This window comes from Mycobacterium sp. NGS26 (assembly GCF_059813025.1).
The window spans coordinates 110,310-136,870 of record NZ_JCALDU010000004.1; the positions used below are offsets into that span (position 1 = coordinate 110,310).

Sequence of the window (26,561 nt, forward strand, 5' to 3'; positions counted from 1 at the left end):
GACAGGAGCCCGCATGTCTCAATCGCAGCCGCGGCACGCGGCGCCGAACCCCAAGCGAAACATAAAAGCGCTTCGGACCGTGCGGTTCTGGGCGTTGCCGATCGTCGTCACGCTGGCCCTCATGTCGGCGCTGTGTGCGCTGTATCTGGGCGGCATCTTGAACCCGACGACCAACCTGCGGCATTTCCCCATCGCCGTGGTGAACCAGGACGCCGGTCCGGCGGGCAAGCAGATCGTCGACGGCCTGGTCGCCGGTTTGGACAAGGACAAGTTCGACATCCGGGTGGTGTCCCGCGACGAGGCCAAGCGCCTGCTGGACAGGGCCCAGGTGTATGGGGAGGCGGTGATACCGCCGGGCTTCTCGTCGTCGCTGCGCGACTACGGCACGAGCGCGGTCATGCCCACCCGCGCCGAGCGCCCGGTGATCTCGATCTCGACGAACCCGCGCGCGGGAACCCTCGGCTCCAGCATCGCCGGACAGACCCTGACCCAGGCGATGGGCGTGGTCAATACCAAAGTGGGTCAACGACTTACGGCCGAGGTGGCGGCGCAAACCGGCGGGGCCCCGTTGGCGGGCGCTTCGACGATCGGGCTGGCCAGCCCGATCGACATCAAGTCCGGCGTGTACAACCCGCTGCCGAACGGGACCGGAAACGGGCTCTCCGCCTTCTATTACGCGCTGTTGCTGTTGCTGGCGGGTTTTACCGGCAGCATTGTGGTGAGCACGCTGGTGGACTCGCTGCTCGGCTACGTGCCGGCCGAATGGGGCCCGGTGTATCGCTTCGCCGAGCAGGCCAACATCTCGCGATTCCGCACGCTGTTGGTCAAGTGGGGAATCATGGTGATCCTGGCGCTGCTCACCTCGGCGGTGTACCTGGCGATCGCCCACGGCCTCGGGATGCCGATCCCGCTCGGCTGGCAGCTATGGCTGTACGGCGTTTTCGCGATCGTCGCGGTGGGCGTCACGTCCAGCTCCCTGATCGCGGTGCTGGGCTCGATGGGTCTGCTGTTTTCCATGCTGATCTTCGTGATCCTCGGGCTTCCGTCGGCGGGCGCCACCGTCCCGCTGGAGGCGGTGCCGTCGTTCTTCCGCTGGCTGGCCGAGTTCGAGCCGATGCATCAGGTGTTCCTGGGCGTGCGGTCGCTGGTCTACCTCGGTGGCCACGGGGACGCCGGGCTGGCACAGGCGTTGCTGATGACGTCCGTCGGCCTCGTCATCGGCGTGCTGGTGGGAGGCATCATCACAAACCTCTACGACCGCAAGGGTTTTCACCGGATCCCGGGGGCGGTCGAGCTGGCGATCGCCGCCGAGCATCAGGCCCAGCATCAGGCGCGCGCCAGCAAGGAGAGCGCGCGTGCCGCCAAGCCCGAGGGCGAGCAGCAGCCGGCCGACGGCAGCGAGCCGGATGACGGCAGGGAGCCGGACGCGGACGAAAGCTCAAGCGAGCGAACGTAATTCCCGCGCGGCCGAACCGTCACGCGTTTGTTACTTAAGTTGACAGTGTGGCCCGTGTGGCCGATGCTGTGCATGTTGCATCCACACTCGGTCCGAAAGGGCAACCGTGCTGACCCGCCCCCCAGGTTGGCGCCGATTGGCCGCCTGCTGCGCCGCCGTGGCCGCGTGCGCGACACTGGCGTTCGGCACCGGAGCGCCCGTCGCGCGCGCCGCCGATGGCCGGGAAATGCTCGCCGGCGCCATCAGCGCCACCCAGGGTTCCTACCTGGTCTACAACTTCGGCCCCGGCCATCCCACGCCGATGCTCAACGCCGGCGGCAACTGGTACGAGATGAACAACGGCGGCCACCTGATGATCATCAAGAACGCGTCCGGGCGGCTCGCGCCGCACCTGTTGGTGGACAGCCACCAGGGCGACCAGGCGCGCTGCGAGAACAATCCCGCGGCCCGCACCGCCGAGGGACTCTGGCAGGCCTCGGAGATCTACACGCCGCTGCAGGCGTGGCAGCGGATGGGGCAACCGACGATCGCGATCAACGCCAACTTCTTCGACGTGCGCCCGCAGCGGGGCGGCTCCTGGCGGCAGACCGGCTGCAGTTCGCCGCTGGGCGCGTTCGTGGACAACACCAACGGCCAGGGCCGGGCCAACCAGGCGGTCACCGGCACCGTCGCCTACCCGGGCAAGCAAGGCCTTTCGGGCGGCGGCGAGAGCTGGAGCGCGCTGACGACGATGATCCTGCCCTCGGGTGGCGCGCCGTATGTGGTGTGGCCCAAGGGTAAGAACGACTACGACTCGGCGACCCCGGTGATCCAGGATCTGCTCAACAAGAACGCGCGGTTCGTCGCGGTGTCCGGCATCGGGCTGCTGGCCCCCGGCAACACCGGCCAGCTCCACGACGGCGGACCCAGTGCGGCGCGCACGGCGCTGGCCTACGCGAAGCAAAAGGACGAGATGTACATCTTCGAGGGCGGCAGCTACACGCCCGACAACATCCAGGACCTGTTCCGCGGCCTCGGCAGCGACACGGCGGTCTTGCTCGACGGCGGTGGATCGTCGGCCATCGTGCTGCGCCGCGAAACCGGCGGCATGTGGGCCGGCGCCGGGTCGCCGCGGGGATCGTGCGACACCCGGCAGGTGCTGTGCGACTCGCACGAGCGCGGGCTGCCGAGCTGGCTGGCCTTCAACTAGCCGCGGCCGCAGCGGTTTTCGTGACGGTCGGACCGAACCGGAAGATCAGCAGGCTCGCGGTCACCACCGCCGCGGTCACCCCGAACACCGGGGCCACCACGAACTGCGACATCGTGGCTCCGGCGAATGCGCCGGCGCACATGGTGGAAACGACGCTGAAGCGCAGCCTTTCGCGGGCGCCCGTGCCACCGGCCAGGCGGCTGTCCAGGCCGAGGCTGACGATCGTCGACGTCAGGACCGTGGTCGACAGTTCCTGAATCCCGAACTGCCGGGCGCTCGAGTGCTGCAGGCCGAACGTCACCGCGAGGACCCCGATCAGGATCAGCTTGGTGTTGTCGTGATAGCGCAGCGCCCCGGTGCCGCCCAGGATCGACAACGCCGTCAACAGCGTGATTTCGGTCGCCAGCACCGTGGTGATCCACGACCTGGTCCGCTCACCGAAATGCCGCAACAACCGACCGCTGAGGATGGTGGTGCAGACGAAGGTGGGCAGCGCCACCACGACCGCGGTCAGGTCGATGCTGGTTTTCGGGACGAGCCAGAAGCCAAGGAAGATAACGTTTCCGGTCATGTTGGCGACGAAAACGTGGCCGAGCACCAGGATGCTGATCGAGTCGGCAAGGCCGGTGGCGAAGGTCAGCAACAGCAAGGCCGCAACGGTGAGCCGCTCCGACACCGGTGAAGTAACGGCCATGGGCTACGGGTGCGGCGTCAGATCCAGTGAGGTGATGGTCGTCATCCTGGTGACCAGCCAGCGCCCGTTGATCCGCTTCATGAACAAGCGGTAGGAGTAGTACTTCATCGACGGGATGTTCTTGGTCAGCGGGCTGGTCGACGTGGTGTTGGTGTACACGATGACGACGGCGTTGGGGTCATCCAGCGACTCGACCGCCGCGCCGGTGACCTGGGTGTTGCTGGTGACCTTGGCCTGCCTGGTGGGCGCGACGATCGAGTCCGCGAATTTGCGGTACTGGGCCTGGAAGTCGCCGCTGAGATAGGCCGCCGCGCGATCGGCCAGGCGATCCATGTTCTCCGGCGTGTAGGTCCACAGCGCCGTGATTGCGTTGGCCGCGGTCCGCGCCACGTTGAGTTTGGTTGCGTCGGCGGCGCGGTCGGTCAGGTAGGGCTGCAGGGTTGCACCCGCGAACGCCGCGGAGCCGACGAAGAGCACCGCCGCGATCGAGATCGCGATGGCCCTGCCCTTTCCGGCGAGCCACCCGATGCGGATGCGCCTCGCCCTGGCCGGCTTCTCGATCTCGGCCGTCTCCTCGGACTCACTCGCCTCTTCTGACGCCTCCTCGGAGGCCGCTTCCGTTGCCGCGGGGGCGGTTTCGTCCTGCGCCGCTTCGTCGGTCAGATCACCTGCAGCAGGTTGCTGATCTTCCACTGCTTCCCTTCCTGCGTTGCGGTTACCGTCCAGCGATTCGTGTTCTCGATGACCTGTTTCTCGTCGGGCGACTTGGAGGTGACCGCGGTTGCCACCATGACGGTGACGCTGCCGTCGTCGTTCCACCGTTCGACGCCGGTGCCGAGCACGGTGCCCGTCGCCGGTTCGGCGCGGGCCACCTGCAGCAGGATCTCGTTCGCCTTGGCCGTGTACTGCTTGGCGAATTCACCGGTGGCCTGGGCCAATACCCGGTCGATGTAGTTGTTGGCGTGAAACGGGTCGATGGAGGTGAACTCCGTCATGAAGCCCGTCACGTAGCTGAGCACCTGGCGGTCCCTCGAGGCCTGGCGCTCCCTGGACTGGTGAGAGATCAGCATCAAGGCGGACACCGTGATCGCCGCCACCATCAGCAGCGCGGCAAAGGTGAGCGCGAGCGGGTATGCCCACGACCGGGATCGCGGGGGCGGCGGATGGGCGACGAGCAGCGCCTCCTCGCCGGGCCGAAACTTGCGGCGGGGACTCATTTTCCGTTCCCCGGCGGCTTCGGTTTGGTCAACACGGTGAGGTCGTCAACGAGCCAATGGTCGTTCCCGGATTTGGCGAAACTGACCCGAACGGTCGCGCTGATGTACCGTTCGCCGGGTGCCGCGCCGCGCCGGCCCTGCATGAACAGCAGCATCGTCGCCCGGTCCGGCGTCGCCGATTCGACGGCGCCGTCGGTCACCCAGTACTCGTTGATGACCGGCTTGCCCTTCTCCACGACGTCCTGCTGTTCGGCCAGCTTGTGCCGATACTTGTGGGTGGCGAGCGATTGGGCGCGGGCGAAGTCGTCGTGCAACGATTTGGGGTCGTACGTCAGCATCTGCGCGACGATCTTCGGTCCCTGCGTCTCGATCTGGGCCCGGGTGTGTTCGGTCGCCCGATCGCGGGAGTACACCACGGCATAGCTGACGTGGGCGCCGTCCAGGCACAGCAGCGCCGCGATCAGCGCCGTCACCGCGGTCCAGTCCCGTATGTTGCGCGGCCGCCCGTCGGTCTCGACGCGCCGCACCTCGGTGCGCAGCAGCATGTCGGCGAACGTGCGGCGGCCCGAATCCCACAGGGGCCACAGCCATCCCACCACCGATGCGGTGTCGAGGAGGTGGGCCAGGTCCCGGAGTAGCAGCCCCCACGCCCCGACGGTCTCGCCGTCGCGGCGCACCACCGCGATCCCGCACAGCGCGCGTCCCAGGCTCCAGCCGGTGACGGTCGGCAGCACCAACCGGTTGACCAACGTCAGCAGGATGGCCAGCCCGCCGACCGAGGCGCACACCCACAACCACACGCTGTCCACCGGCACCGTGAACGACACCAACGCCATCGTCGTCGCCACGGCGGCGCCGGGCAGCACGTCGACGGCGAACGCTCCCACCCGAACATGCCAGGGCGCCAACGCATTCGGCGGTGCCTCCGAAACGGCCGCCGTGGTCTGGATCTGGGTCGTAGTCTCCTCGACCACCACCGTCACTTCGTCACCTGGTCGAGCTTGGAGATCTTCCACTGGCCCTCGGCGGTCGCCATCTTCACCCGCAGCCGGTAGCCGGTCTCGTTGTCCGCCTTGTCGCTGACCACCTTGACGCGCATCGCGACGAGCACATCGACGGAACCGTCTTTGTTGTTGCGCTCGACGGCGGCGCGCACATCGGACACCTGCACGTGGATGTTGGACGCCTGATACGCCTGGACCAGCATGCTCGTATAGAGCAGCGCCTGGGAGCGGAAAGCGTCCGTGCCGCAGTCGATGATCTTCTGCTCGCTGGCGATCATCGCGTTGGTGTCGGGCGCCTGGGTCGCCGAAACGCACTCGACCGCCGCCTTGAGCGCCGCGGCGTTGCTGCGCGCCGTCACTTGGCTTTCGTGGTGGTAACGCAGCGCGAAGTAGCCACCGGCCCCGATGCCGCCGGCGGCCAGGACCAGCACCGCCGCGATGGCGGCCAGCCACCCGCGGCCCATCCGCGACGGCCGCCGTTCCACACCGGTGTCTCCCGCGTCGGCCGCAACCTCGGCCGCAGCCTCGGCTTCACCCGGCTCCTCGGGCTCCGGCGCGGCCTCGGCCGTCGCCTCGGTGCTGGTTTCCTCGGCGCCGGGTTCCACCAACTTCTCGGGCTCCGGCGCGGCCTCGGCGGTCACCTCGGTGGCCACCTCGGTTTCGTCGGCTCCCACGTCGGAGTCCTGGCGGTTCTTCCGCCCTGACCTTCTGGAGAGGCTGCGCAGACGACGAGCAAGCGGCATTCGTGGGGGGTTCAGCCGGCCGGTGCCAGCATCTCCTTCCATCCGTCGTCTCCTGTTTTGGTCGAGTTTTCGACGGACCATTTGACTCCGTCGGGCCCTACCAGTTGACCGCTCTGCGGACTGTATACCGCCGAGGGGGGCCCGCTCGGAGTGTAGACACACGGGTTGGGCTGTTGTCCGTTGCACTGCACGCTACCGCTTCCCGGCCGCGACAGCGGGTCGCTGACCGGTGGGGGTGTCCCCGCCACCCGGTCCGCCGGCGCCGGGTTCATCCCGTTGTTGACCGACGGCGCCGGGATCACCATGCCGGGCCGCACCGACTGGTCGCAGCGCGCCGCAGGCGCGGGGCAGGTCAGGATCTGATTCGGGTCCCCGTACCAGGGGTTGGTTCCCGCCGGAACGTACGGCTTGGGGTCGCGGCACTCGCGCGGCGTGGCTGCCCGCTTGCCGGGGATGTCGATGCACGGGATGTTGCGCGATCCGCGCACCCCGTTGGCCGGCGTTTCCATCGGGATCTTGCAGTAGGTGCCCGACGGCAGCGGCTGCACGCTCGTGTCGGCCGGGGACCGCCACTCCGAGGCCGGGACGAAGCCCGTCAGGCACGGCGGCGGCCAGTTGATCGACAGGGCCAGGTCGAGCGCCGCCTGGTTGGGGAACGGCGCGGCCACCGTCTGCGCGATCGACGCGCCCTGCGGCAGGAACACCAGCACCTGCTCCAGCCCGGTGTGGTAGCGCTTCAGCAGGTCGAACACCACCTCGAGGTTCGCCAGCGTCTGCGGCAGCGAATCCCGGACGTCGTTGAACACGTCGTTGACCTGATCGGCGGTCGGCGCCGCTTGGGACAGAATGCTTTTCACGTGCGAGTCGTTGGCCGCCGACTGCGCGGCCAGCGTGTTCAGGTTGCGCGCCCAACGCTCGATCGCCGCATTCGAGTTGACCTGGCTGTCCAGGATCGGCCCGGAGTTCTGGATGATGTCGTTGACGTTGGTGATGTTGGTCCGGAAGTCACCGACGATCGCCTGGGTGGAGTCCACCAGCCGCTGCAGCGCCGGTCCCAGGCCGCCGACGGATTCCGCCGTCTCGTCGAGCAGCTGGCCGATCTTGTCCTTGGGCAACACCGCGAGCCCTCGGTTCGCGGTGTCCAGCGCCGGCCCGATCTCGGAGGGCACCGTGCCCAACTTGGGCATCGTTTGGCCCGGCGACAGGGACCTGCCGGGGTTCCCGCTCGGCACCAGGTCCAGATACTGCTCACCGACCGCGGACACCGAATGGACGTTCGGCACCGCGTCGACGGGGATGCGGTAGCGACTGTCGATGCTCATCGTCGCTTCGGCGCCCTGCTCGGTGGGCTGCACGTCGGTGACCTTGCCGATGGTGATGCCGCGGTAGGTCACGTTGGCCGTGGGGTACAGCCCGCCCGACGCGGGCAGCTCGGCCTTGAGGGTGTACCGGCCGACCCCCATCAGGCTCGGGATCTGCAGGTAATAGATGCCCAGCACACCAAGCGAGATCACCGTCAGGATCCCGAACAGCACCAGCTGGCGCCGGACGAAGGGAGTCAGCATTGGCTTCTGTCCGCCCTTTCCACCAGCGGTCCGCCGGGCGCGTCATTCGGGTTCGGCGTGTAGCGGACGTCGGGAATCATCGTCTCGGGATCACGCCCGAACGACTGCTCGAGCGCGCGCAACGCGCCCGACAACCCGGTGCCGGTGAGGAATGCGTTGTCGATGGCGCTGTAGGTCAGGTCGAGCGTCAGCGACACGTTCATGTAGTCACCGCGGACCACCTTCGGCACGCTGTCGATGTCGAACGGCTGGGTGAGGATCAGCTTCAGCGCCCCGATCAGCATCGGCGAGGCGCGGCCGAGTTCCCGCAGCGGGCATTGCAGCGATTCCAAATCCTGATGCAGGGGCCCGCGCGCCTCGGACAGGTACTTGTCCGCGGCCTGGCTGAGCCGTCCCACCGAGTCGACGGCGTTGATGAGCAGCTGCTTGGTGTCCGCGAAATGCTTGATCAGCGGGGGGATGTCGGTCAGCACCCGGTCCAGGACGTCCGCGCGGCCACCCACGTAGACCAGCAGCCGGTTGGTGGAGTCGATGGCATGGGTGATGTCGTCGCGCTGCTGGTTGAGCTGGTCGGTGAAGGTGTCCAGCTTGCCGAGGAAAGCCCGGATCTGCTCCCCGCGCCCGTGGAAGATGTTGTAGACCTCGTTCTGCAGCACCTCGAGGTTCGGGATGCCGCCACCGCGCAGGATCAACGCAAAACTGGCCAGCGTCTCCTCTGTCGAGGGGTACGCCGACGAATTCTTCAGCGGAATGGTGTCGCCGTCCTTGAGCAGCTGCGGCGACGGGTTCGGCGGTGCGGCCAGCTCCACGTGCTGCGAACCCAGCAGGGAGGTCTGGCCGATCTTGGCGGTGGCGTTCTTGGGCAGCTTGACGCTCTTGTCCAGACCCAGCGCAAGGGTGGCCACCCAGTTCTTCAGCTTGATCTCTTTGATCGAGCCGACGAGGACGTCGGCCACCATGACCTTGCTGTTGTTGTTGATCGCCAACGTGTCCGGCATCTGCACGTAGACGGTGTAGGACCCCGCCCCGGTTCCGGGACCGCCCGGGATCGCGACGTTGGAGATGCCGCGCCAGCCGCACGAGCTCAGCACCACCGCGGCCACCGCCAGCACCAGCCCCTGCCACGCCCGGTGGCGGATCAGGTGCGCGATCCGTCGCGCGCTCACGCCGCGCATTACTGGCCACCTCCTTCAGCGGGTACCGGCGGGCCGCCGGCGTTGGGTGCCGGCGCCGACACCGGTGCCGGCGTCGGGGCGATCGGGCCGGGGGCTACCCCCGGTCCGGGCGGCGGCGGCGAGATCGGCACCGGCGCCTGCACCCCGATCGGCGGCACTATCGGGTTCTCGTCGTAGGAGTTCGGCGGCCCCGGCGGCGTCTGCAGATTCGATTGAACGGGTTCGATGTTCGGCCCGCCCATGAGCTCGGCCAGCGACTCCGGCGTCATCAGGCCCGCGGTGATCGGCCCCACCTGCTGACCCTGCATGCCCGGGGCGACGATCCAGCCGGTCTGGGTGTTGCGGTGCGACGTGGGTGTGTCCGGCACCCAGATACCGGGGACGGTGGTGTCCTTGTACCCGGGGGGAGGCTGCAGCCGCGGCTCGGAGTAGGCGATCTCCTTGGGCAGCGTCTCCGCGGTGCTGAACAGGTTGATGCCGAACGGCGGGTAGTTGAACTTGATCGCGTCCAGGATCGGCGCCAGATACTGCGCGCACAGCTCGGCGGACTCCTGGTAGCCGAGCCGGCTGCCGGCCTGAATCGAGCTGCAGATGAACTGCATCGGGTTGGCGAAGTTGGTGATCGCGGGAATGGCGACCACCGCGCCGTGCGACGGGTGGTAGATCTGGTTGATGTTGGCCGCGGCCGTCGGAAGGACGTGCAGGGAGGTTTCGATCCCGTTCAGCGAATCCGGTTGCAGCAGCGTGTTCGTCGCGGTGGCCAGGTTGTTGACGTCGGTGGTCAGCACCTCGCGGTTCTTGTCGAGGAACGGCCGCAGGGTGGAGAGCAGGCTGTCGAACTGCTGAGTCGCATTGGCAAGGTCGCTGTCGTTGTGCGCGAGCCGGGTGGTGAGATCCGCCAGGTTCTGGTTCAGCGCCACGAACTGCTGATCGTCCTGATGCAACGCGTTGACGAAGAGCGCGAGGCTGCGCACCACCGCGAAGAAGTCGCCGCGGCCCTCGTTGAGCGCGTTGAGCGCCTGCGACAGGTTGTTCAGCGTCGTGTTGATCTGCTTGCTCTTGCCGGCCAGCCCGTTGGCGAAGGACGTGATGACCTCACCGAACGGCCCCGTCGGCTGCTCCTTGGTCGGGCCGAGCTTGGTGATGATGTTGGTGATGCTGTTGCGCAACTGGTCCCACTCCACCGGGACCTGGGTGCGCTCCTCCGGGATCACCGCGTTGTCGGCGAGCACCGGGCCGCCCTTGTAGACCGGCTCGAGCTGGATGGCCCGCGACGCCACCAGGGTGGGGTTGAGGATCACCGCCGAGGCGTTGGCCGGAACCTTGTACTGGTTCTGGTAGTGGAAGGTCACCTTCATCTTGTCGCCGGTCGGCTCGATCTTGTCGATCGCGCCCACCGGCAGACCCATGATCTGAACCTTGTCGCCCGGGTACAGCGCGTTCGCCGCCGGGAAGTAGGCGACCACGGTGTTGTTGGTCAGCTTCTCGTAAAGCCGGTAGCCGACATAGCCGACGACGAGCGCCAGCACCACCACGAGCGACCCGATGATGACCGTCGTGCGCGACAGCTTGGGTAGCCGCAGGTTGCGGATGTCAAAGACGGTGCTCAATTCTGAGTACCTCCCATGACGCCGCTACCTCCTGCTCCACCGGGGTTGATGAACGGAGCCGGCAGCTGGTCCCCCGGCCCGGGTGGCGCCGGCGGGCCCGGCGGCAGGCCCGGCGCGAACGTCGACGGTGGTGGCGCCGGCCCGGCCGGTGCCAGGTTCTCGGTCCGCGCGCCCGGCGGCGCCTGCGGCGGCAACGGCACCGGGGTGCCCGGAACGTTCGGCGGCGGGTCGCCCGGGCGCCCGGCGATCGGCATGCCCGGCGTCGGCGGCAGCCCGTTGGGGTTCGGCGGGGACGTCTCGACATCGATGGGCGCGGGGAAGCCGACGCCGCCGAACGGGCCGATTGCCGTGCCCGCGCAGGGCAGCGGATTCCACGGCCGCGGCAGGCCCTCGTCCCCGACGGTGATGTTGCCGCCGGGATTCGCCGGGCTGTACGAGCACGGTGACCCGGGCGGGACGGCCGGTCCCGGATGGTCCGGGGTGCCCTCCAGCACCGGCGGGGCCGGCGGCGGTGCGCCGTTGGGGAACCGGGTGCCGTTGGGGTCGGGCCACCGGAAGGACGGCAACGCCGCGCTGCGCCAGAAGTTCTCCGGGTCGAGGCCGCGCTTCTTGAAGGCCGCGTCGACCCACGGCTGAACGATCTGATACAGGGCCAGGTTGTGCAGCACCACCTTGAAGAACGGGCCCGACGCGATGGCCTCGTTCAGCGAGGGCAGGAACATGCCCACCTCGGTGAGGCCCGCGGCCAGGTCGTCCTTGCGCTCGACCAGGATCTGGCTGACCGTGCGCAACTGCTCGAGCACGTGATTGAGGTTCGGGTTGTCGTTGATGAAGCCCTTGACCTGCTCCGAGAACGCGGCGACGTTGGCCAGCAACGCGTTGATGGCCTGGCCGCGCTCGTTGAATGCGGCCAGCAGCGTCTTGGCGTTGACCAGCGCACGGTCGATCTGCTCGCTGCGGTCACCGAGGACGCTGGCCACCTGGTTGGCCTGGGCGAGCAGGTGCTTGACCTCCTCGTCGCGCTTGCCGATCGTGTCGGAGAACTTCGCCACACCTTCCAGCGCGGGGCTCAGGTGCGGGTAGGTCTGGTCAATGGTCTGCGACAGCACATGCAGCGATTCCTTGACGGTGTCGATGTTCCAGCCCTGGGCGGCCTTGGTGACGTCGAAGAACGCGTCGTAGATCTGGTACGGGGTGGTGCTCTGCCCGGCCGGGAGGGTGGCCCCGGGCCGCAATTGCTGGTTGCCGCGCGGCTCGATCTCCATCACCTTGCGGCCGAGGATGGTGTCGGTGCGGATCGCCAGCCGGCTCTCGGTGCCGATCTTGTTGGTGCCGATCGAGAACTTCATCAAGATGTGGTCGCCATCGATCTTGAGGCTCTCGACCTTGCCGACGTCCATGCCGGCGATGCGCACCCGGTCGCCCGTGCTGATGCCGCCGGAGTCGGTGAACTGCCCGTAGTAGGTGGGCCGGGCCATCAGCATCGGGATGTTGGTGAAGCTCTGACCCACGCCGACGACGAGCACCGTGACGATGATGCCCATGAGCCCGATGCGCAGGCGGTTCGGGGGTTCCAGCGTTCTCATTGCGGCGTGCACCTACCCGTCGGCTGCTGGAAGAGCCGGACCGTGCGGATGGGCCCGCCGGGCTGCAGCCCGTTGATCTTCAGCGTGATGTCGCAGGCGTAGAAGTTCACGAAGTCCCCGTAGGACCCGATGGCGCGCCCGATCATGTTCAACCCGTTCGGCACCTTCTTGAGGTAGTCCTGCAGCTGATCCTGCTGGTCGATGAGGGGCTGCTGAACGGCGTCCAGGTAGTTCAGCGTCTTGTGCAGCAGGCCGCGGTCCTCGGCCAGCAGGTCGGCGACGGTGCCGGCGGCGTTGCTGATGTGCGCGGTGCCGGCGGCCAGCGGATCGGCGTGGTTCTTCAGCCCGGTGATCAGCACCTCGAGGTTGTTGATGGTCTGGTCGAATTGCTGGCGATGGCGGACCGTGGTGTCCAGCACGATGTTCAGGTTCTTGATCACCTCGCCGATCGCCTGGTCGCGCTGCCCGAGCTGGTTGGTCAGCTGCGCGGTGTTGTCCAGGATGTCGTTGATGGTGCCGCCCTGGCCCTGGAACACGGTGATCAGCGCCGACGCGATCGTGTTGACCTTCTCCGGGTCCAGCGCCCGGAACAGCGGCTTGAACCCACCGATCAGCGCGTCCAGGTCCAGCGCAGGCGACGTGCGCGACACCGGGATGAATCCGCCCGGCGGCAGGATCCGGTCGGAGCCCTCGCCCTCGCCGCGCTTGAGCTCCAGGTAGCGGTCACCGATCAGGTTGAGGTACCGGATCTGCGCGGTCGTCGACTGGTACAGCGGCACCGAGCGGTCGACGTTGAACTTCACCCGGACCCGCTTGCCGCCGTCGACCAGCTCCACCGAGTCGACCTTGCCGATCTCCACCCCGGAGGCGCGGACGAACTGGCCCTGCCGCAGCCCGCTGATGTTGCTGAACTCCGCCGAGTACGCGCTGGTGCGGTCGAACCGCATCTGACCGAACACCACGATGATCATCGCGGTGAACAGCAGCAGCACCAGCGAGAAGATGCCGAGTCGGACGATGGTACCGGTGATTTTCATGGGTTGATCGTGTTATCCCCTACCTGACGGCCCCACACGAACTCCATCGCATAGGGCGAACCGGTGTCGATGTGGTTGTACGGCGCGATGCTGTTGCCGGTGTCCATCACCAACTCGGGTGCGGGCCAGAGGTCATGGGTGATGTGCTGCCAGCAGCCCGGCGCGCCGCCCGGCCCACCGCGGGCGTTCACCCGCGGCAGGTTTTCCGGCCAGGTGTACGGGTTCGGCGCGCCGCCGACCAGGCCGGCCAGCCCGCCGACCAGGGAGGCGATCAGGACCGTCGCCGACAGTGGGTTCAGCAGTGCGCTCAGCCCCGACAGCGCCTCGGTCTCGGTGTTCAGCGAGTAGCCGTTGCCGCCCAGGAACGTCCGGACCGTGGGTTCGACGTCGTGGTAGTTGCGGATGGTGCAGAACAGCTCGGGGCTGTAGGTGTCCAGCAGCTGGGCGGTGGGCACCAGGTCTTCGGCGCCGCGGGCCAGGTACGGCCCACCCCGCTCGAAGATGTCCGCGCCGGTGTTGCCGAACCCGGCCGCCGACAACAGCGCCTGGTCCAGGTCCTTCTGCTGGGCGTTGATCGAGCGCGACGTGACCACCGCGTTGTTGAGGAAGTCGAACAGGTCCGGCGCGGCGTTGGCATAGGTGTCACCCAGGCCGGCCAGCTGCTGGATGTCGTGGCGGGCCTGCGGCATCTGCGGGTTGACGTCGTCGAGGATCGCGTTGGCGTTGACGATCGACTGCCCGAACCGATCGCCCAACCCGGCCAGCGACTGCGCGGCCGCGCTCAGCGTCAGATTCAGCTTGACCGGATCCACCTTCTGCGCGATGTCGGTGATTGTCTGGAACAGCGTGTTGATCTCCGTGGTCACCGACCGCGCATCGATCACCGTGTGCGACGTGATCCGTTGCGGCGACGGGTTTTTCGGCGTGGTGAACGACACGTACTTCTGGCCGAACACCGTGGTGGCCACGATCTTCGCGTCCACGTTGGCCGGAATCAGCCTCAGATACTTGGGATCGATGTCCAGGACGAACCTGGCCGCGGGCCTGCCGTCCTGCTGCACCTCGGAAATGGTTGCCACTCGGCCGATCTGCACCCCGTTGAGGGTGACCTTCGCCCCCGGGTCCATCACCAAGCCCGCCCGCGAGGACAGCATCGTCACCGGAGTTTTCGCCGTGAAATCCCCCCGGAACTGCTGGTAAACCAACCACAGCACCAGCGCGGCGATCAGGAACACCGCGACACCGACCAACCTGTAGGGCCGGGTCGGCGGCTTGTTCACCTTCACTCGCGGAGTCGTCATGGCGTATCCCGTTGCCTCACACCGTAAAAGCGAAGTTCGGGTTGACGCCGTAAAGCGCCATTTCGGCCAACAGGACGACGACATTCACCGAGACGAGCGAGAAGCGCATCGAGCGGCCGACGGCCTCACCGACGCCGACCGGGCCGCCGCTCGCGTTGTACCCGTAGTAGCAATGGGTGAGCATCACGACCGCCGCCATGATGATGACCTCCCCGAACGACCAGAACACGTCGTTGGGGCGCAGGAATGTGCGGAAGTAGTGATCGTAGGTGCCGGTGGCCTGTCCATACAGCACCGTGGTGACGACCGCCGGAGACAGGAACGACATGATCAGTCCCAGCGAGTACAGCGGGATGATCACCACCAGCCCGGCCAGCATCCGGGTGGACACCAGGTAGGCCACCGAGTCGATGCCCATGACCTCCAGCGCGTCGATCTCCTCGCTGATCCGCATGGCGCCCAGTTCGGCGGTGGCGCCGGCGCCGACAGTGGCCGCCAGCACGACGCCGGAGACGACGGGCGCGACGAGACGCACGTTGATCAGTGCGGCGACGAACCCGAGGAGCGCCTGGATACCGATCTGGCTCAGCGACGCGAAACCCTGGAGGGCGACCAGCGAGCCGGCGGACAGCGTCACGAACGAGATGATCACCGCGGTGCCGCCGACGACCGCCATGGCGCCGGTGCCCATGCCGACCTGGGCGATCAGCCGCAGGATTTCGGTGCGGTAGCGGGTCAGCGCCCACCCCATGCCGCGAGTGCTGGTGACCGTGAACCAGCCCAGCTTCCCGGCTTCTTCGAGCGATCCGGTCGCGGCGCCACCGACTCGACTGATATCGGCGGCCAACCGTGGGAAGCGGGAGCGGAATACTGCGGCTGATGTCATTTCACTGCGCTCGTTCCGAATTTCACACCGATGGTGGTCAGCACCACGTTGACCGCGTACAGCGCGACCACGGCCATCACCACCGTCTCGTTGACCGCGGTGCCCAAACCCTTGGCGCCGCCGCGCACGGTCAGTCCCCGGTAGCAGCCGATCAGGCCGGCGATCAACCCGAACGTCGCCGCCTTGACCGTCGAGATGATCACCTCGGGCAGTCCGGTGATCAGGGTCAGCGTGGCGAGGTAGGCGCCGCCGGACACGTTCTGCAGGTAGACGCCGAAGAGGAACCCGCCGACCAGGCCGACCATGCTCACCAGGCCGTTGAGCATCATCGCGACGGTCGCGCAGGCCAGGACCCGGGGCACCACCAGCCGGTGGATCGGGTCGATGCCCAGCACCTCCATCGCGTCGATCTCCTCGCGGATGGTGCGGGCACCCAGGTCGGCGCAGATGGCCGTGGACGCCGCGCCGGCGACCACCAGCACGGTCACGATCGGGCCGATCTGGGTGACCACGGCGACGCCCGCGCCCGCCCCCGAGATGTCGGCGGCTCCGACCTGGAGCAACAGGATGTTGAAGGTGAAGATGAAGAGCACCGTCACCGGCACCGAGACGGCCATGGTCGGCAGCAGCGCGACCCGCATGATGAACCAGCACTGCAGGACGAACTCGCGCCACTGGAACGGCCACCGGAATACCGCCCTGCCGGTCAGCACGCACATCCGGAAAAAGCCGCCGACGAGCGTCAGGAACGGCGCCACCCGGTCGCGGGCGTAATCGGCCAGCCGTGGTTCGGTCGCCGTCGTCGTCACCGCTGCCCCCTCCCACAGGCACCGCGCGCCTCCCGGCGCCGCGGCGAATCGTGTCGCACGCCTTCTCCTTGCCCAGAACCTCCGTGTGTGACCATCGGCTCCCTACTCGCAAGTAGTAACGGAGACCACAGGAATGTACCCGATGGTCGTGCACGTGTGAACCGACATCTGCACAATTAACCCTTCGTCAATAACGGGCGAACGTTACGGTTTTCCTCGGCCCTCCTCGCCGGTCGTTGAATCGCTTGACGCGGAACGGCTTTCAGCCGCGTTCACGGAGCCGTAGCGCACCCGCAGCTCGGTCTTGAGCACCTTCCCGGCCGGGTTGCGCGGCAGCGCATCGACGATCTCGAGCGCCTTGGGGTGCTTGTAGCGCGCGAGCCGCTCGTTCAGGAACCCGTCCAAGTCGTCCAGCCGGAGCCCGTCGTCGGTGACGGCCGCGACCGCGATCGGCACCTCGCCCCACTTCTCGTGGGCGCGGCCGATGACGGCGACCTCGACGATGCTCGGGTGGGCGGCCAGCGCGTTTTCCACCTCCGCGCAGTAGATGTTCTCGCCGCCGGAGATGATCATGTCCTTCTTGCGGTCCACCACCCAGACGTAGCCCTCGTCGTCCATCCGGACGAGGTCACCGGAGTGGAACCAGCCGCCCGCGAACGCCTCCGCCGTGGCCGCCGGGTTGTTCCAGTAGCCGCTCATCAATGTCGGTGCGCGGTAGACGATTTCGCCCACCTCGCCGACGGGCACATCGTTCATGTTCTCGTCGACGACGCGGGCGGCGACGGTGGGGATCACCTTTCCGACCGACCCGCGCTTACGGATCGCGTCGTCGCCGAGCAGCATGCAGGTGACCGGCGACATCTCGGTCTGGCCGAAGGCGGCCAATATCTGGGTGCCGGGGAACGTCGCCGACATCTCGCGCAGCAGCGCGTCCGGCGCCGGGGCGGCCCCCCACGACATCACCCGCAGCCGCAGATCGCGCGGCCGCGCCTGCTGCTCGGCGCACACCGCCTGCCACTGCGCGGGCACCAGAAAGATGCCGGTGACCTTCTCGGCCTCCAGCACGTCGAGCAGCTGGCCCGGGTCGAACGCGCCGAGCGGGTAGATCACCGTGGGGATGCCGAGCAACATCGACGTCAGCATGTTGCCGATCCCGGCGATGTGGAAAAACGGGACGCCGATGAAACCGACGTCGTTGTTGATGTCGGCGCCGTTGGTGTACAGACCGGTCATCGTCTGGCCGGTCAGGTTCGCGTGGGTCAGCACGGCGCCCTTGGGGCGGCCGGTGGTGCCCGACGTGTACATGATCAGGGCCGGGGAGTCGTTCGGGATGTCCACGGGCTCGTGCGGATCGCCGGTCTCGTTGATCAGGTCCTCGTAGCCGACGACACCGTCGTCGGTCGCGCCGGCGGCGACGACGATCGTGTCCAGCAGCGGCTGGATGTCACGGACCCCGGTGGCCACCGGCGCGAGCACGGGCTCGGTGATCATCACGCGGGCTTCGCAGTCCTCGACCAGGAAGGCGATCTCGGCCGGGGTGAGCCGGAAGTTCAGCGGGACCGCGATGGCCCCGAGCATGTTGGCGGCCAGCACCGACTCCATGAATTCGGTGCGGTTGAGCATCAGGATCATGACCCGGTCGCCGAAGCGGACCCCGCGCCGGCTCAGCCCGTCGGCCAGCGCCGAGACCCGGCGCTGCAGCTCGCCCCACGTCACCGTGTTGCCCAGGAATCGCAGCGCCGTGGCGTTCGGCTGCATCATCGCGTGGCGCTCGAGCTGGTTCACCCAGTTCTGCCGCCGGGCGCGGTACGGCTGCTGCGTGACTTGGGAAGTCTGCGCGAGGTGGCCGGCCAATTGAGCGGTCAACTACTACCTCCCCTTACACTCGCGCACCGCTTGCGCCAGGTTGATATTTGATAAAACATGGTGTTGTGTGGGTCACACTATGGCTTTGACGCCCCCCTGACAAGCCCCTTTTCCAGCCCCTATCGAGTCCCGCCGAACCCCTGAAAGCCCTGACAGCCGCCGTGAACGCACCGATTTCCACGAAGCCGCGGAGCCGGCGGCCACTGCGCAGGGCACAGCTGTCCGACGAAGTCGCGGGTCACTTGCGTGCGGCGATCATGTCCGGCAGGTTGCGCCCGGGAACCTTCATACGCCTGGACGAGACGGCGGCCGAACTCGGGGTCAGCATCACGCCGGTGCGCGAGGCGCTGCTGAAACTGCGCGGCGAGGGCATGGTGCAGCTGGAGCCGCACCGCGGTCACGTCGTATTGCCGCTGACCCGCCAGGACATCCAGGACATCTTCTGGCTGCAGGCCACGATCGCCAGGGAGCTGGCCGCCGCGGCCACCGACCACATCACCGACGGCGAGATCGCCGAGCTCGACCGCATCAACAACGCGCTCGAGGCGGCCGTCGGGTCGAGCGACGCCGAGACCATCGCGGGCATCGAGTTCGCGTTTCACCGGGTCTTCAATCAGGCCAGCGGCCGGATCAAGTTGGCCTGGTTCCTGCTCAACGCCGCGCGCTACATGCCGGTGCTGGTGTACGCGGCCGACCCGCACTGGGGTGTGGCAGCCGTCGACAACCACCGGCAGCTGATCGCGGCGCTGCGCCGGCACGACGCGGCTGCCGTGATCGAGCACACCGTCTGGCAGTTCACCGACGCGGCGCACCGGCTGACCGAGATGCTGGACGGAGCGGGAATCTTCGAGCGGCCGACGGGCTAGTTCTTCCTAGTTCGCCGACAGCTGCTCGGCGCGCTGCTTGAGGTTGTCGGCGAGGTGGTCGAGCACGTTGTTGAGCATGGACTTGACCATCGGCGCGGGCACCGGCATCGACGGCTCGACGTCGATGTCCACCGTCAGCAGGCTCGACGCGCCGATCTCCACCACACTGAACAGCTGCTCCTGCTTGGCGAACAGGTCGCCCTGCTGCATGACGGTCTGAATCTGGTTGTCGCCCGGGTAGTACACGGCCTGGATATAGGTGCCCGCCACGCCCTGCACCTCGGTGTCGAGCCGCAGCTGGCTGGGGCGCCCGTCGTCGTAGCGGGCGAGCACCCACAGGCCCTTGATCTCGTCGTTCCATTCGGGATACGCCTCGAAATCGGCGACGATGGCCATGATCGACGCGGCGTCGGCACCGACCTCGACGGTCTTGCTCAAGACGGGCATGGCCGAAGCATATTGCTTCTATTTACGGGGCTCTGCCGGTGCCACGCGGGCCGTCGACAGCAGCGCGCGGATGGCGTCGGGGATCGGCACCGGCTTGCGGCTCGCCCGGTCGACGTAGACGTGCACCCAGTGCCCCAGGGCGGTGACGGCCTGCGCCTCGTCGGCGGCCAGCTCCTCGGCGGCCCGGAACACGCCGAGCCGATACGTCACGCTGCTGCGGCCGAGGCGGGTGACCGCCAACCCGATGACGAGCCGTTCCGGGAAATGCAGTTCGGAGAAGTAGCGGCAGCCCGACTCGGCGACAATGCCCAGCGACGGGATGGCCAGCGGGTCGACGCCGGCGCTGGTGTTGATCCAGCCGTTGATCGCCGTGTCGAACAGCTGGTAGTACACCGCGTTGTTGAGGTGGCCGAACATGTCGTTGTCGGCCCACCGGGTCAGCACGGGCCACAGCACCGGGAAGTCGTGGCTGGTGAGCCCGTCCGGCGCGGGCGGAACCACTGGGACCGAAGCCATGCTGTCCTGACTACCAGTACCGCATGGCTTGCCGAAACAGGTCCGCCAGAACCGGTTTGTCCATCTCCCGCGGGGCGTTCTGCAACAGCCGCTGCTGCGGGTAGGCGCCCGCGGTCAGGGCCGCGACGTCGTCGTCGGTGTAGCCCACGGCGCCGAGCCCGTTCGGCATGCGCACCGCGCGCATGATGCGGATGAGCTCGCCGGCCAGCGCCTCGCCCGCGTCCTTCGCGTCGGCGCCCCGGGTGTCAGCGCCGAGCAGCCGCGCACCCTGAAGGTGCCGCTCCGGGCTCGCCTCCGCCGTGAAACGGAACGACGACGGCGCGTTGAGGATGACCGCCATGCCGTGCGGCACGAGCGGCTCGTCGGCCGGGTAGCCCGGGGGGCGGTAGTCGCGCACCAGCCCCGCGACCGCGTAGGCCATGCCGTGCGGCACGTGCACGCCGGCGTTGCCGAACGCGATGCCGGCAAGCGTTGCCGCCCACATCATCTGCTCGCGGGCCTCGCCGTCGGAGGCGTCGTCGACGGCGCGCTCCAGGAACCGCCCCAGCAGGCGCAACGCCTCGCGGCAGCCCAGGTCGCTCCACGGGTTGGCGCCCTGACTCATGGGCCGCAGGCTGGGCCGTTCGGGTGCACGCCGTTTGGTGTGGGGCCGCGCGGTGTAGGACTCCAAGGCGTGCGACAGCACGTCGAGCCCCGCCGCGGCGACGACCTCGGCGGGCAGGGTCGCGGTGCAGTCGGGGTCGACGAGTGCCTCCGTGGGACGCAACGCGTGCGAGGCGATCCCCGTCTTGGCCTTCAGCGAGATGAGGTCGAAGATCGCGATGCCGGTGACCTCGCTGCCGGTGCCCGCCGTGGTGGGGCACGCGATGTGCGGCCGCAGCGGGCCGGGCACGGGCTTGCTCTCGCCGATGGGCGCGTTGACGTAGGTCAGCAGGTCGGCGGGATGGGTGGCGTACAGGTTGGCGGCCTTGCACGTGTCGATGACCGAGCCGCCGCCCAGCGACACGTACCCGTCGGGGTCGCACTCGCGGGCGAAGCGGGCCGCGTCCAGAAACGACGCGTCGGTGGGCTCGACATGCACTGCGGTGTAAGCGATTACGTCCAGCCCGGCCGCTGCCAGCGAGTCGCGCGTCTTGGCGAAGATGGGCAGCCCGGCCACGACGGCGTCGGAGAACAACGCCACCCGCCGCAGCCCCAGCGCCCTGGCCCGGTCCCCCGCCTCCGCCAGGCAACCGCGCCCGAACGTCACCCGGGACGCGTCGACGGTGAAGGCTCCGTCGCAGTCCTCGGCGGCGATTGGGACATCGCAGGACGCCATGCTCGCTATCCTGTCAGACGGCGCTCACGACAGGGCGCCCACCAGCGCGTCGCCCTGCAGCTCGAACAGCCGCTGCGAGGCCGACCAGTCCGGCAGCAGCGAATCGAACCCGTGGCAGGCCCGCGGGAACACATGCAGCTCGGCGGACACCCCGGCGCGCAGCAGCGCCATCGCGTAGTCGACCGCCTCGTCGCGGAACGGATCGATCTCCGCGCAGGTGATCAAAGCCGGTGGCAGGCCACGCAATTGGGCCCGGCGTGCGGGCACGGCGGATCCGGCCCCGCCCCGATCGGGGCCCAGGTAGTGGCGCCACATCAGCTCCGCCGCCTCGCCGTCGAAGGCCGGGCTGGTGCGAAACTCCGCCTTCGACGCGGTGGCCCGGTCGTCGAGCACGGGCTGATGCAGCAACTGGAACACGACCGGCGGCCCGCCGGCGACGCCGTGCGCGAGGCACGCGGCCAGGGTGGCGCCGGCGCTGCTGCCCCCGACGGCCACGCGCGCGGGGTCGACGCCGAGTTCCGTCGCATGGGCCGCCACCCAGCGCAGCGCGGCGATCGCGTCGTCGAGCGCGGCCGGGTACGGATGCTCGGGGGCCAACCGGTAGTCGACCGACACCACGGTGCAGCGGCCGCGGCGCGCCAGCTCCACGCACTGCCGGTGATCGGTGTCCAGGTTCCCCAGCGCGAACCCGCCGGCGTGGCAGTAGACCAGCGCCGGCGCCGGATTCGCGTCCGCGCCGCGATAGATGCGCACCGCGACACCGCCCGCGGTGTCGTCGACGATCCGCACGCCTTGGGTGTCGGTGTTATGCGCGGCCTCGCGGCGGCGCTGGTTGAGCTGTTCGCGCGTCAGCTCAATCGAGTCGAGAGCGAAGTCCGTCCGCGCGGCGATCGCGCGCAGCGCGGGATCGAGTCGCTCGAAGCCGTCCATCATCGGCTGTGCCCGTCCAGGGCGGTGACCGCGTCGCCGGGCGCGGCGGTCCCGGCCGGGGGCGCGAAGCTGAAGTCGGCGGGCCGAAACCTGCGCGTCATGGCCCAGAAGCTGCGGGCGCTTCGCGGCCACTGCGTCACCACGCGCCCGTTGGGCGCGCGAAAGTAGTTGCTGCACTGGGTTGTCCACACGGTGCCGGCCATCCAGCGGTCGACCTTGGCGACGAACTCGGCCATCGCGGAGGGCCGCACCGCGATGTAACTCTTTCGCTTGCGCCGCAGGTATTTCAGGGCGCGGACGATGTAGCGGGCCTGGGCCTCCAGCATGAAGATCACGCTGTTGGAGCCGACGTTGGTGTTCGGCCCGTAGAGCATGAAGAAGTTCGGGAACCCGGGCACCGCCATGCCGAGGTATGCGTGCGCCCCGTCGCTCCAGGCCTCCCGCAGCGTCGTCCCGTTCTCCCCGGACACGTCCAGCTGGCCCAGGTAGTCGGCCGCGGCGTAACCGGTGGCGCACACCACGACGTCCACCTCGAGCTCGGTGCCGTCCTCGGTGATCAGGGAGCGCGCCCGCAGGTAGCGCGCCGGGCTGTTCACCACCTCGACGTTGGGCCGGGTCAAGGCGGGCAGGTAGTCCGACGAGAACACCAGCCGCTTGCAGCCCATGGGGTGGTCCGGGGTCAGCTTGCGCCGCAATTCCTCGTCGTCGATGGTCTTTTCGAGCATGCGCAGGGCGAGTTGGGTGAATTCTTCGGTCTTTTCGCTGCCGTGCTCGATCACCGAGATGTTGGATTCGCTGCGCAGCCACAGCCGGGCCCGGTACAGCTTCTTGGCGAACGGCACGTGCTCGAAGGTCCAGCGCTCCCGGCGCGTGTAATCCCGGTCCGGCTTGGGCAATATCCAGGTCGGCGATCGCTGCACCGAATACACCTTGCCGGCGACCCTGGCCAGCTCGGGCACCAGTTGCGAGGCCGTCGACCCCGTCCCAAGCACCGCGACCCGCTTGCCTTCGAGCGGGACCGAGTGGTCCCATCGCGACGAGTGCATCAGCGTCCCGGTGAACGGCTCCTGTTCGACGAGCGCCGGGAGCAGCGGCCGGGTGAACAAGCCGACGGCGGAGACCACGACGTCGAAGTGATGCCGCGCGCCGTCCGCGGCCGTCAGGCACCATCGCCGCGTCTCGTCATCCCAGCTCGCGGAACGAATTTCGGTGCGCAGCCGCAGATGCGGCCGCAGGCCGTACTCGTCGGCGCAGCGCTGGAAGTATGCCAGGATCTCGGGCTGCGGCGACCACAGCCGCGACCAGTGCGGGTTCAGGTCGAACGAGTAGGAGTAGAGGTGCGACTTGACGTCACAGGCCAGGCCGGGATAGGTGTTGATCCGCCAGGTTCCCCCGACGTCGTCCTCGCGGTCGAAGATGGTGAAGTCGTGAAACCCGTTTCGCCGCAACAAGATTCCCAGCGCTATCCCGCCGGGGCCGGCGCCGATGATGCCCACCGAGAGGCCGTCGCTCATCGGATCTGCAGGCATTGCCCACCGTCGACGACCAACTCCGAGCCGGTGATGAACGACGCCTGCTCGGAGACCAGGAACGCGACGGCGTCGGCGATCTCGGCCGGCTGGCCGATCCGGCCGAACGCCGACGACGCGGCCAGCCGCAACTGGGTCGCGTCGTCGAGCATCGGCGTCGCGATGGGCCCGGGGAACACGGCATTGACCCGGATGCCGAGCGGTGCGAGCTCGGCGGCGGCGTTCTGGGTCAGGCCGCGAAGCGCCCACTTCGCGGAGCCATACGCGGCGTGCCGCGGGAAGGGGCGGATCGCGCCGGTGCTGCAGATGTTGACGACGGCCGCGTGCCCGGCCGCGCGCAGCTGCGCCAGCGTCGCCTGAATGCCCAGGAACGCACCCAAACAATTGACGCGCCAGGACTTTTCGAAGCCCTCGACCGTCTCGTCGGCCAGCGATGCCCGGTGCAGAACACCGGCGTTGTTGACCAGTGCGCTCAGCGACCCGAACCGGTCGACGGCGCGTTCGACGGCCGCGTCCCATTGCTCGGGTGAGGTGACGTCGAGCCGGATTGCGATCACCCCGTCGTCGCCCAGCTCGTCGACCGCGCTCGTCAATTCGTCGGACCTGAGATCGCAGGCGGCCACCGAATACCCGTCCGCGCGAAGGCGCTTGGTGACGGCCCAGCCCTGGCCGCCGGCGGCGCCGGTGACCAGGGCGACGCGCTGCGCGGTCATGCCGACGGGACCTCGGGGCTGTCGGCCAGTCCGGCGCTGGTGACGAATCGGCACCGCCGCCGCCGGAACAGCCAGCGCCCGTCCACGCGGACCAGCTCGTCGTCGTAGAGGGCGGGGCGCAGCTGCAGGCTGCCGGCCCGGACGAACAGCACCTGCGAGCGGGCCGACGCGGTGTCGTCGTGGACGTCGACGTGTGAGACGCCGGTCAGGTGCAGCCCGCGCGGCGCGTCCCGAAACATCTTGGCGATGCCGTCGTGCCCGGCGAAAGACCTTCCGTAGACCAGGAATTCGGCGTCGTCGGTGAACAGCCGCACGCACCCGTCAACGTCCCCCGCGTCGAGGGCCAGCGCGTAGCCGGCGATCAGTTCGCGAATGACCCGGTCGTCGGTCACTGTCCGGTCGCCTCGCGTAGGTGCTCCGCCGCGCCGCGCCGCAGCGCCTGCGATTCGGCGGCCAGGGTGATCATCCGGAATCCCAGCTGCGCCATGGCGCGACCCGCCTTGCCCGTGCCGGCATGGATCCCGGTGACCAGCCCGGCGTCGGTCGCGACGCGATGGATTCGCACGATCGCGTCGAGCACGTCGGGATGCCTGGTCGCCCCGACGACGTCGACACCGAGCGAGATCGCCAGATCGGCCGGCCCGACGTAGATTCCGGTCAGGCCCTCGACGGCGCAGATCTCGCTGAGGCCGGACAGCGCGGCGGCGGTCTCGATCATCGCGAACACGCTCACCCGGGATTCGTGCGCGGCCGGGTCGAGGCCCAGCCCGGCGCGCAGCGGGCCGAAGCTGCGGACGCCCGCCGGCGGGTAGCGGGTGGCGGCCACGGCCGCGGCGGCCTGGTCGGCCGACTCGATCATGGCGATGACGACGGCGTCGGCGCCGGCGTCCAGCACCCGCCCGATGGGTGCGGCGTCGGCGTTGGGCAGGCGCACCACGGTGGCAATCGGCACGTGCTCGATGCGCCGCAGGACGCCGGCGATGTCGGCGTCGTCCAGGTACCCGTGCTGGGCATCGAATCCCAGGTAGTCGTAGCCGGCGCCGGCGAATTCCTCCGGCCCGATCAGCGATGGGCCGGTGATCCAGCCGCCCCAGGCCGGGGTTTGGCGGTTGGGGTCGAAGACGCTCATTCGGCGATCGCGATCTTGATGCGCCGCGGATCGGGCCGGCAGGCCAGCTCGAACGCGCCCTGGACGTCTTGGACGTCCTGGACACCGAAGGTGTGGGTGAGGTAGGAGCCGAGCAGCCCGGGGTGGTCCGCGGCGAACTTGCCGGCGAGTTCCAGCACCCGCCGCCGGTCAAGTGTCACACCGGATTTCAGCGTCAGGTTGTTGCGCAGCATGAGTCGCATGCTAATCGGGTAGGCGTCGTCGTCGGCAACGCCGAAGTAGAAGACGGTGCCGCCGGGCGCGGCGGCCTCGATGGCGTGCCCGAGGGTGGCCACCTGGTGACCGACAGCCTCGATGACGACGTCGGCCCGGTCCGCGGGCGCCAGCCGGCCGACCCAGCGGTCGCTGGTGGCGCGCACCGGGTCGTCGACGCCGAATGTCGTTGCGACACTTGCCCGGTCGACGGGGTCGACGCCGGTGACGCGGCGGGCGCCGGCCGCCTTGGCGACATAGGAGAACAGCAGGCCGATCGAGCCCTGACCGATGATCGCGACGTGCCGGCCGGCCAGGTCGGGTATCTGCTCGCAGGCATACAGCACGCACGCCAGCGGTTGCAGGCCGACCGCCTCGGCCGGGGTCAGCGCCGGGTCATACGGCGCCAGCCCGTCGCCGTCGGTGACCACGCGCTCCATCAGGCCGTCGAACCCGGAGGCCCAGCCCACCACCCGGTCGCCGGGGCGATGCTCGGGATGCCGGCTGGCGATCACCTCGCCGGCGACCTCGTGGATCGGGAACCCGTCCTTCTCCGCGGCGCTGGGGCCGTCGTCCCCGGGCAGCCGGCCGCGGGCGCCGCGAAAGGCGGGCAGATCGCTGCCGCACACGCCCGCGGCCAGGAACCGCAGCAGCACCTGGCCGTCGGCCAGGCCGTCGGGGGTCTTGTCGGCGATCGACGTCCGCTCGAACAGGTAGGGAGCGACGATCCGGTAGGACCACACG

At 68.6% G+C, this 26,561-nt stretch carries 26 protein-coding genes; 3 read left to right on the plus strand and 23 right to left on the minus strand.

The window, feature by feature from the left end; genetic code table 11:
- Positions 1-13: 13 nt before the first annotated feature.
- Entirely contained in the window at positions 14-1,456 is a 1,443-nt protein-coding gene (locus AC5Y6X_RS14880) for a YhgE/Pip domain-containing protein (RefSeq protein ID WP_324675265.1), read from the plus strand.
- Between the two features lie 79 nt (positions 1,457-1,535).
- Entirely contained in the window at positions 1,536-2,645 is a 1,110-nt protein-coding gene (locus AC5Y6X_RS14885; protein WP_324675918.1) for a phosphodiester glycosidase family protein, read from the plus strand.
- On the opposite strand, the gene AC5Y6X_RS14890 is transcribed toward AC5Y6X_RS14885, so the two are convergent.
- From AC5Y6X_RS14890 to fadD5, 14 genes are all read right to left on the minus strand, one after another.
- Positions 2,638-3,339: a YoaK family protein gene (locus AC5Y6X_RS14890; RefSeq protein WP_324675266.1), complete on the minus strand. Its 702-nt coding sequence runs from the start codon at positions 3,337-3,339 to the stop codon at positions 2,638-2,640. The genes AC5Y6X_RS14885 and AC5Y6X_RS14890 overlap by 8 nt on opposite strands.
- A gap of 3 nt (positions 3,340-3,342) precedes the next feature.
- On the minus strand, positions 3,343-4,032 hold the full coding sequence (locus tag AC5Y6X_RS14895) for an Rv1363c family protein (RefSeq protein WP_324675268.1): 690 nt from the start codon (positions 4,030-4,032) through the stop codon (positions 3,343-3,345).
- Positions 3,999-4,556 carry an Rv1363c family protein gene (locus AC5Y6X_RS14900; RefSeq protein ID WP_324675270.1) on the minus strand — a complete coding sequence of 186 codons (558 nt, stop codon included), beginning with the start codon at positions 4,554-4,556 and terminating at the stop codon, positions 3,999-4,001. Before AC5Y6X_RS14900 ends, AC5Y6X_RS14895 begins: the two co-directional genes overlap by 34 nt.
- Positions 4,553-5,539 (minus strand): RDD family protein, encoded by a 987-nt coding sequence (locus tag AC5Y6X_RS14905; protein WP_420715831.1) that lies wholly within the window; start codon positions 5,537-5,539, stop codon positions 4,553-4,555. Before AC5Y6X_RS14905 ends, AC5Y6X_RS14900 begins: the two co-directional genes overlap by 4 nt.
- On the minus strand, positions 5,536-6,234 hold the full coding sequence (locus AC5Y6X_RS14910; protein WP_420715832.1) for an Rv1363c family protein: 699 nt from the start codon (positions 6,232-6,234) through the stop codon (positions 5,536-5,538). Before AC5Y6X_RS14910 ends, AC5Y6X_RS14905 begins: the two co-directional genes overlap by 4 nt.
- 80 nt (positions 6,235-6,314) lie before the next feature.
- Positions 6,315-7,868, minus strand: a complete 1,554-nt coding sequence (locus AC5Y6X_RS14915; protein ID WP_324675273.1) for a virulence factor Mce family protein — start codon at positions 7,866-7,868, stop codon at positions 6,315-6,317.
- Positions 7,862-9,043: a virulence factor Mce family protein gene (locus tag AC5Y6X_RS14920; protein WP_324675276.1), complete on the minus strand. Its 1,182-nt coding sequence runs from the start codon at positions 9,041-9,043 to the stop codon at positions 7,862-7,864. Before AC5Y6X_RS14920 ends, AC5Y6X_RS14915 begins: the two co-directional genes overlap by 7 nt.
- Positions 9,043-10,653, minus strand: a complete 1,611-nt coding sequence (locus tag AC5Y6X_RS14925) for a virulence factor Mce family protein (RefSeq protein WP_324675278.1) — start codon at positions 10,651-10,653, stop codon at positions 9,043-9,045. The genes AC5Y6X_RS14920 and AC5Y6X_RS14925 overlap by 1 nt, the downstream gene beginning before the upstream one ends.
- A complete protein-coding gene (locus tag AC5Y6X_RS14930; RefSeq protein ID WP_324675280.1) occupies positions 10,650-12,239 on the minus strand; it encodes a virulence factor Mce family protein in 1,590 nt (529 codons plus the stop codon). The genes AC5Y6X_RS14925 and AC5Y6X_RS14930 overlap by 4 nt, the downstream gene beginning before the upstream one ends.
- Complete coding sequence (locus AC5Y6X_RS14935; protein WP_324675282.1) at positions 12,236-13,276, minus strand: virulence factor Mce family protein; 1,041 nt, start codon at positions 13,274-13,276, stop codon at positions 12,236-12,238. Before AC5Y6X_RS14935 ends, AC5Y6X_RS14930 begins: the two co-directional genes overlap by 4 nt.
- Complete coding sequence (locus tag AC5Y6X_RS14940) at positions 13,273-14,577, minus strand: MCE family protein (protein ID WP_324675284.1); 1,305 nt, start codon at positions 14,575-14,577, stop codon at positions 13,273-13,275. The genes AC5Y6X_RS14935 and AC5Y6X_RS14940 overlap by 4 nt, the downstream gene beginning before the upstream one ends.
- A gap of 16 nt (positions 14,578-14,593) precedes the next feature.
- Positions 14,594-15,463: an ABC transporter permease gene (locus tag AC5Y6X_RS14945; RefSeq protein ID WP_324675286.1), complete on the minus strand. Its 870-nt coding sequence runs from the start codon at positions 15,461-15,463 to the stop codon at positions 14,594-14,596.
- Complete coding sequence (locus tag AC5Y6X_RS14950) at positions 15,460-16,182, minus strand: MlaE family ABC transporter permease (RefSeq protein WP_420715846.1); 723 nt, start codon at positions 16,180-16,182, stop codon at positions 15,460-15,462. The genes AC5Y6X_RS14945 and AC5Y6X_RS14950 overlap by 4 nt, the downstream gene beginning before the upstream one ends.
- A gap of 294 nt (positions 16,183-16,476) precedes the next feature.
- Positions 16,477-18,138, minus strand: coding sequence for a fatty-acid--CoA ligase FadD5 (gene fadD5 / locus AC5Y6X_RS14955; RefSeq protein ID WP_324675290.1), 1,662 nt, complete (start codon positions 18,136-18,138; stop codon positions 16,477-16,479).
- A 161-nt stretch (positions 18,139-18,299) separates the two neighbouring features.
- On the opposite strand from fadD5, the gene AC5Y6X_RS14960 reads away from it, so the two are divergent.
- The gene (locus AC5Y6X_RS14960; protein WP_499987185.1) at positions 18,300-19,004 is read left to right on the plus strand and encodes a GntR family transcriptional regulator; all 705 of its coding nucleotides are present in this window, start codon (positions 18,300-18,302) and stop codon (positions 19,002-19,004) included.
- Positions 19,005-19,010: 6 nt separating this feature from the next.
- Here AC5Y6X_RS14960 and AC5Y6X_RS14965 read toward each other — a convergent pair whose 3' ends face one another.
- From AC5Y6X_RS14965 to AC5Y6X_RS15005, 9 genes are read right to left on the minus strand one after another with little or no spacing between them, the layout of a single operon-like run.
- Positions 19,011-19,451: an SRPBCC family protein gene (locus tag AC5Y6X_RS14965; protein WP_324675294.1), complete on the minus strand. Its 441-nt coding sequence runs from the start codon at positions 19,449-19,451 to the stop codon at positions 19,011-19,013.
- 18 nt (positions 19,452-19,469) lie between these two features.
- Entirely contained in the window at positions 19,470-19,967 is a 498-nt protein-coding gene (locus AC5Y6X_RS14970) for an acyl-CoA thioesterase (RefSeq protein WP_499987187.1), read from the minus strand.
- Between the two features lie 10 nt (positions 19,968-19,977).
- Positions 19,978-21,285: a hydroxyacid-oxoacid transhydrogenase gene (locus AC5Y6X_RS14975; RefSeq protein WP_499987188.1), complete on the minus strand. Its 1,308-nt coding sequence runs from the start codon at positions 21,283-21,285 to the stop codon at positions 19,978-19,980.
- 24 nt (positions 21,286-21,309) lie between these two features.
- Complete coding sequence (locus AC5Y6X_RS14980) at positions 21,310-22,218, minus strand: alpha/beta hydrolase (protein WP_499987190.1); 909 nt, start codon at positions 22,216-22,218, stop codon at positions 21,310-21,312.
- Positions 22,215-23,744 carry a flavin-containing monooxygenase gene (locus AC5Y6X_RS14985; RefSeq protein ID WP_499987192.1) on the minus strand — a complete coding sequence of 510 codons (1,530 nt, stop codon included), beginning with the start codon at positions 23,742-23,744 and terminating at the stop codon, positions 22,215-22,217. The genes AC5Y6X_RS14980 and AC5Y6X_RS14985 overlap by 4 nt, the downstream gene beginning before the upstream one ends.
- Positions 23,726-24,457, minus strand: a complete 732-nt coding sequence (locus tag AC5Y6X_RS14990) for an SDR family NAD(P)-dependent oxidoreductase (RefSeq protein ID WP_499987193.1) — start codon at positions 24,455-24,457, stop codon at positions 23,726-23,728. Before AC5Y6X_RS14990 ends, AC5Y6X_RS14985 begins: the two co-directional genes overlap by 19 nt.
- Positions 24,454-24,849, minus strand: a complete 396-nt coding sequence (locus tag AC5Y6X_RS14995; RefSeq protein ID WP_499987195.1) for a nuclear transport factor 2 family protein — start codon at positions 24,847-24,849, stop codon at positions 24,454-24,456. The genes AC5Y6X_RS14990 and AC5Y6X_RS14995 overlap by 4 nt, the downstream gene beginning before the upstream one ends.
- A complete protein-coding gene (locus AC5Y6X_RS15000; RefSeq protein ID WP_499987197.1) occupies positions 24,846-25,586 on the minus strand; it encodes an HpcH/HpaI aldolase family protein in 741 nt (246 codons plus the stop codon). The genes AC5Y6X_RS14995 and AC5Y6X_RS15000 overlap by 4 nt, the downstream gene beginning before the upstream one ends.
- On the minus strand, positions 25,583-26,560 hold the full coding sequence (locus AC5Y6X_RS15005; protein ID WP_499987199.1) for a zinc-binding dehydrogenase: 978 nt from the start codon (positions 26,558-26,560) through the stop codon (positions 25,583-25,585). Before AC5Y6X_RS15005 ends, AC5Y6X_RS15000 begins: the two co-directional genes overlap by 4 nt.
- Position 26,561: the final 1 nt, after the last annotated feature.

Coding starts and splice junctions, on each gene's coding strand:
- AC5Y6X_RS14950 (WP_420715846.1), bottom strand. CDS start 16,182: ATGTGCGTGCTGACCGGCAGGGCGGTATTCCGGTGGCCGTTCCAGTGG.
- AC5Y6X_RS14880 (WP_324675265.1), top strand. CDS start 14: ATGTCTCAATCGCAGCCGCGGCACGCGGCGCCGAACCCCAAGCGAAAC.
- AC5Y6X_RS14940 (WP_324675284.1), bottom strand. CDS start 14,577: ATGACGACTCCGCGAGTGAAGGTGAACAAGCCGCCGACCCGGCCCTAC.
- AC5Y6X_RS14980 (WP_499987190.1), bottom strand. CDS start 22,218: ATGATGGACGGCTTCGAGCGACTCGATCCCGCGCTGCGCGCGATCGCC.
- AC5Y6X_RS14920 (WP_324675276.1), bottom strand. CDS start 9,043: ATGCGCGGCGTGAGCGCGCGACGGATCGCGCACCTGATCCGCCACCGG.
- AC5Y6X_RS14975 (WP_499987188.1), bottom strand. CDS start 21,285: ATGGCGTCCTGCGATGTCCCAATCGCCGCCGAGGACTGCGACGGAGCC.
- AC5Y6X_RS14915 (WP_324675273.1), bottom strand. CDS start 7,868: ATGCTGACTCCCTTCGTCCGGCGCCAGCTGGTGCTGTTCGGGATCCTG.
- AC5Y6X_RS14990 (WP_499987193.1), bottom strand. CDS start 24,457: ATGACCGCGCAGCGCGTCGCCCTGGTCACCGGCGCCGCCGGCGGCCAG.
- AC5Y6X_RS14970 (WP_499987187.1), bottom strand. CDS start 19,967: ATGGCTTCGGTCCCAGTGGTTCCGCCCGCGCCGGACGGGCTCACCAGC.
- AC5Y6X_RS14900 (WP_324675270.1), bottom strand. CDS start 4,556: ATGAGTCCCCGCCGCAAGTTTCGGCCCGGCGAGGAGGCGCTGCTCGTC.
- AC5Y6X_RS14935 (WP_324675282.1), bottom strand. CDS start 13,276: ATGAAAATCACCGGTACCATCGTCCGACTCGGCATCTTCTCGCTGGTG.
- AC5Y6X_RS14930 (WP_324675280.1), bottom strand. CDS start 12,239: ATGAGAACGCTGGAACCCCCGAACCGCCTGCGCATCGGGCTCATGGGC.
- AC5Y6X_RS15000 (WP_499987197.1), bottom strand. CDS start 25,586: ATGAGCGTCTTCGACCCCAACCGCCAAACCCCGGCCTGGGGCGGCTGG.
- AC5Y6X_RS14985 (WP_499987192.1), bottom strand. CDS start 23,744: ATGCCTGCAGATCCGATGAGCGACGGCCTCTCGGTGGGCATCATCGGC.
- AC5Y6X_RS14945 (WP_324675286.1), bottom strand. CDS start 15,463: ATGACATCAGCCGCAGTATTCCGCTCCCGCTTCCCACGGTTGGCCGCC.
- AC5Y6X_RS14965 (WP_324675294.1), bottom strand. CDS start 19,451: ATGCCCGTCTTGAGCAAGACCGTCGAGGTCGGTGCCGACGCCGCGTCG.
- AC5Y6X_RS14890 (WP_324675266.1), bottom strand. CDS start 3,339: ATGGCCGTTACTTCACCGGTGTCGGAGCGGCTCACCGTTGCGGCCTTG.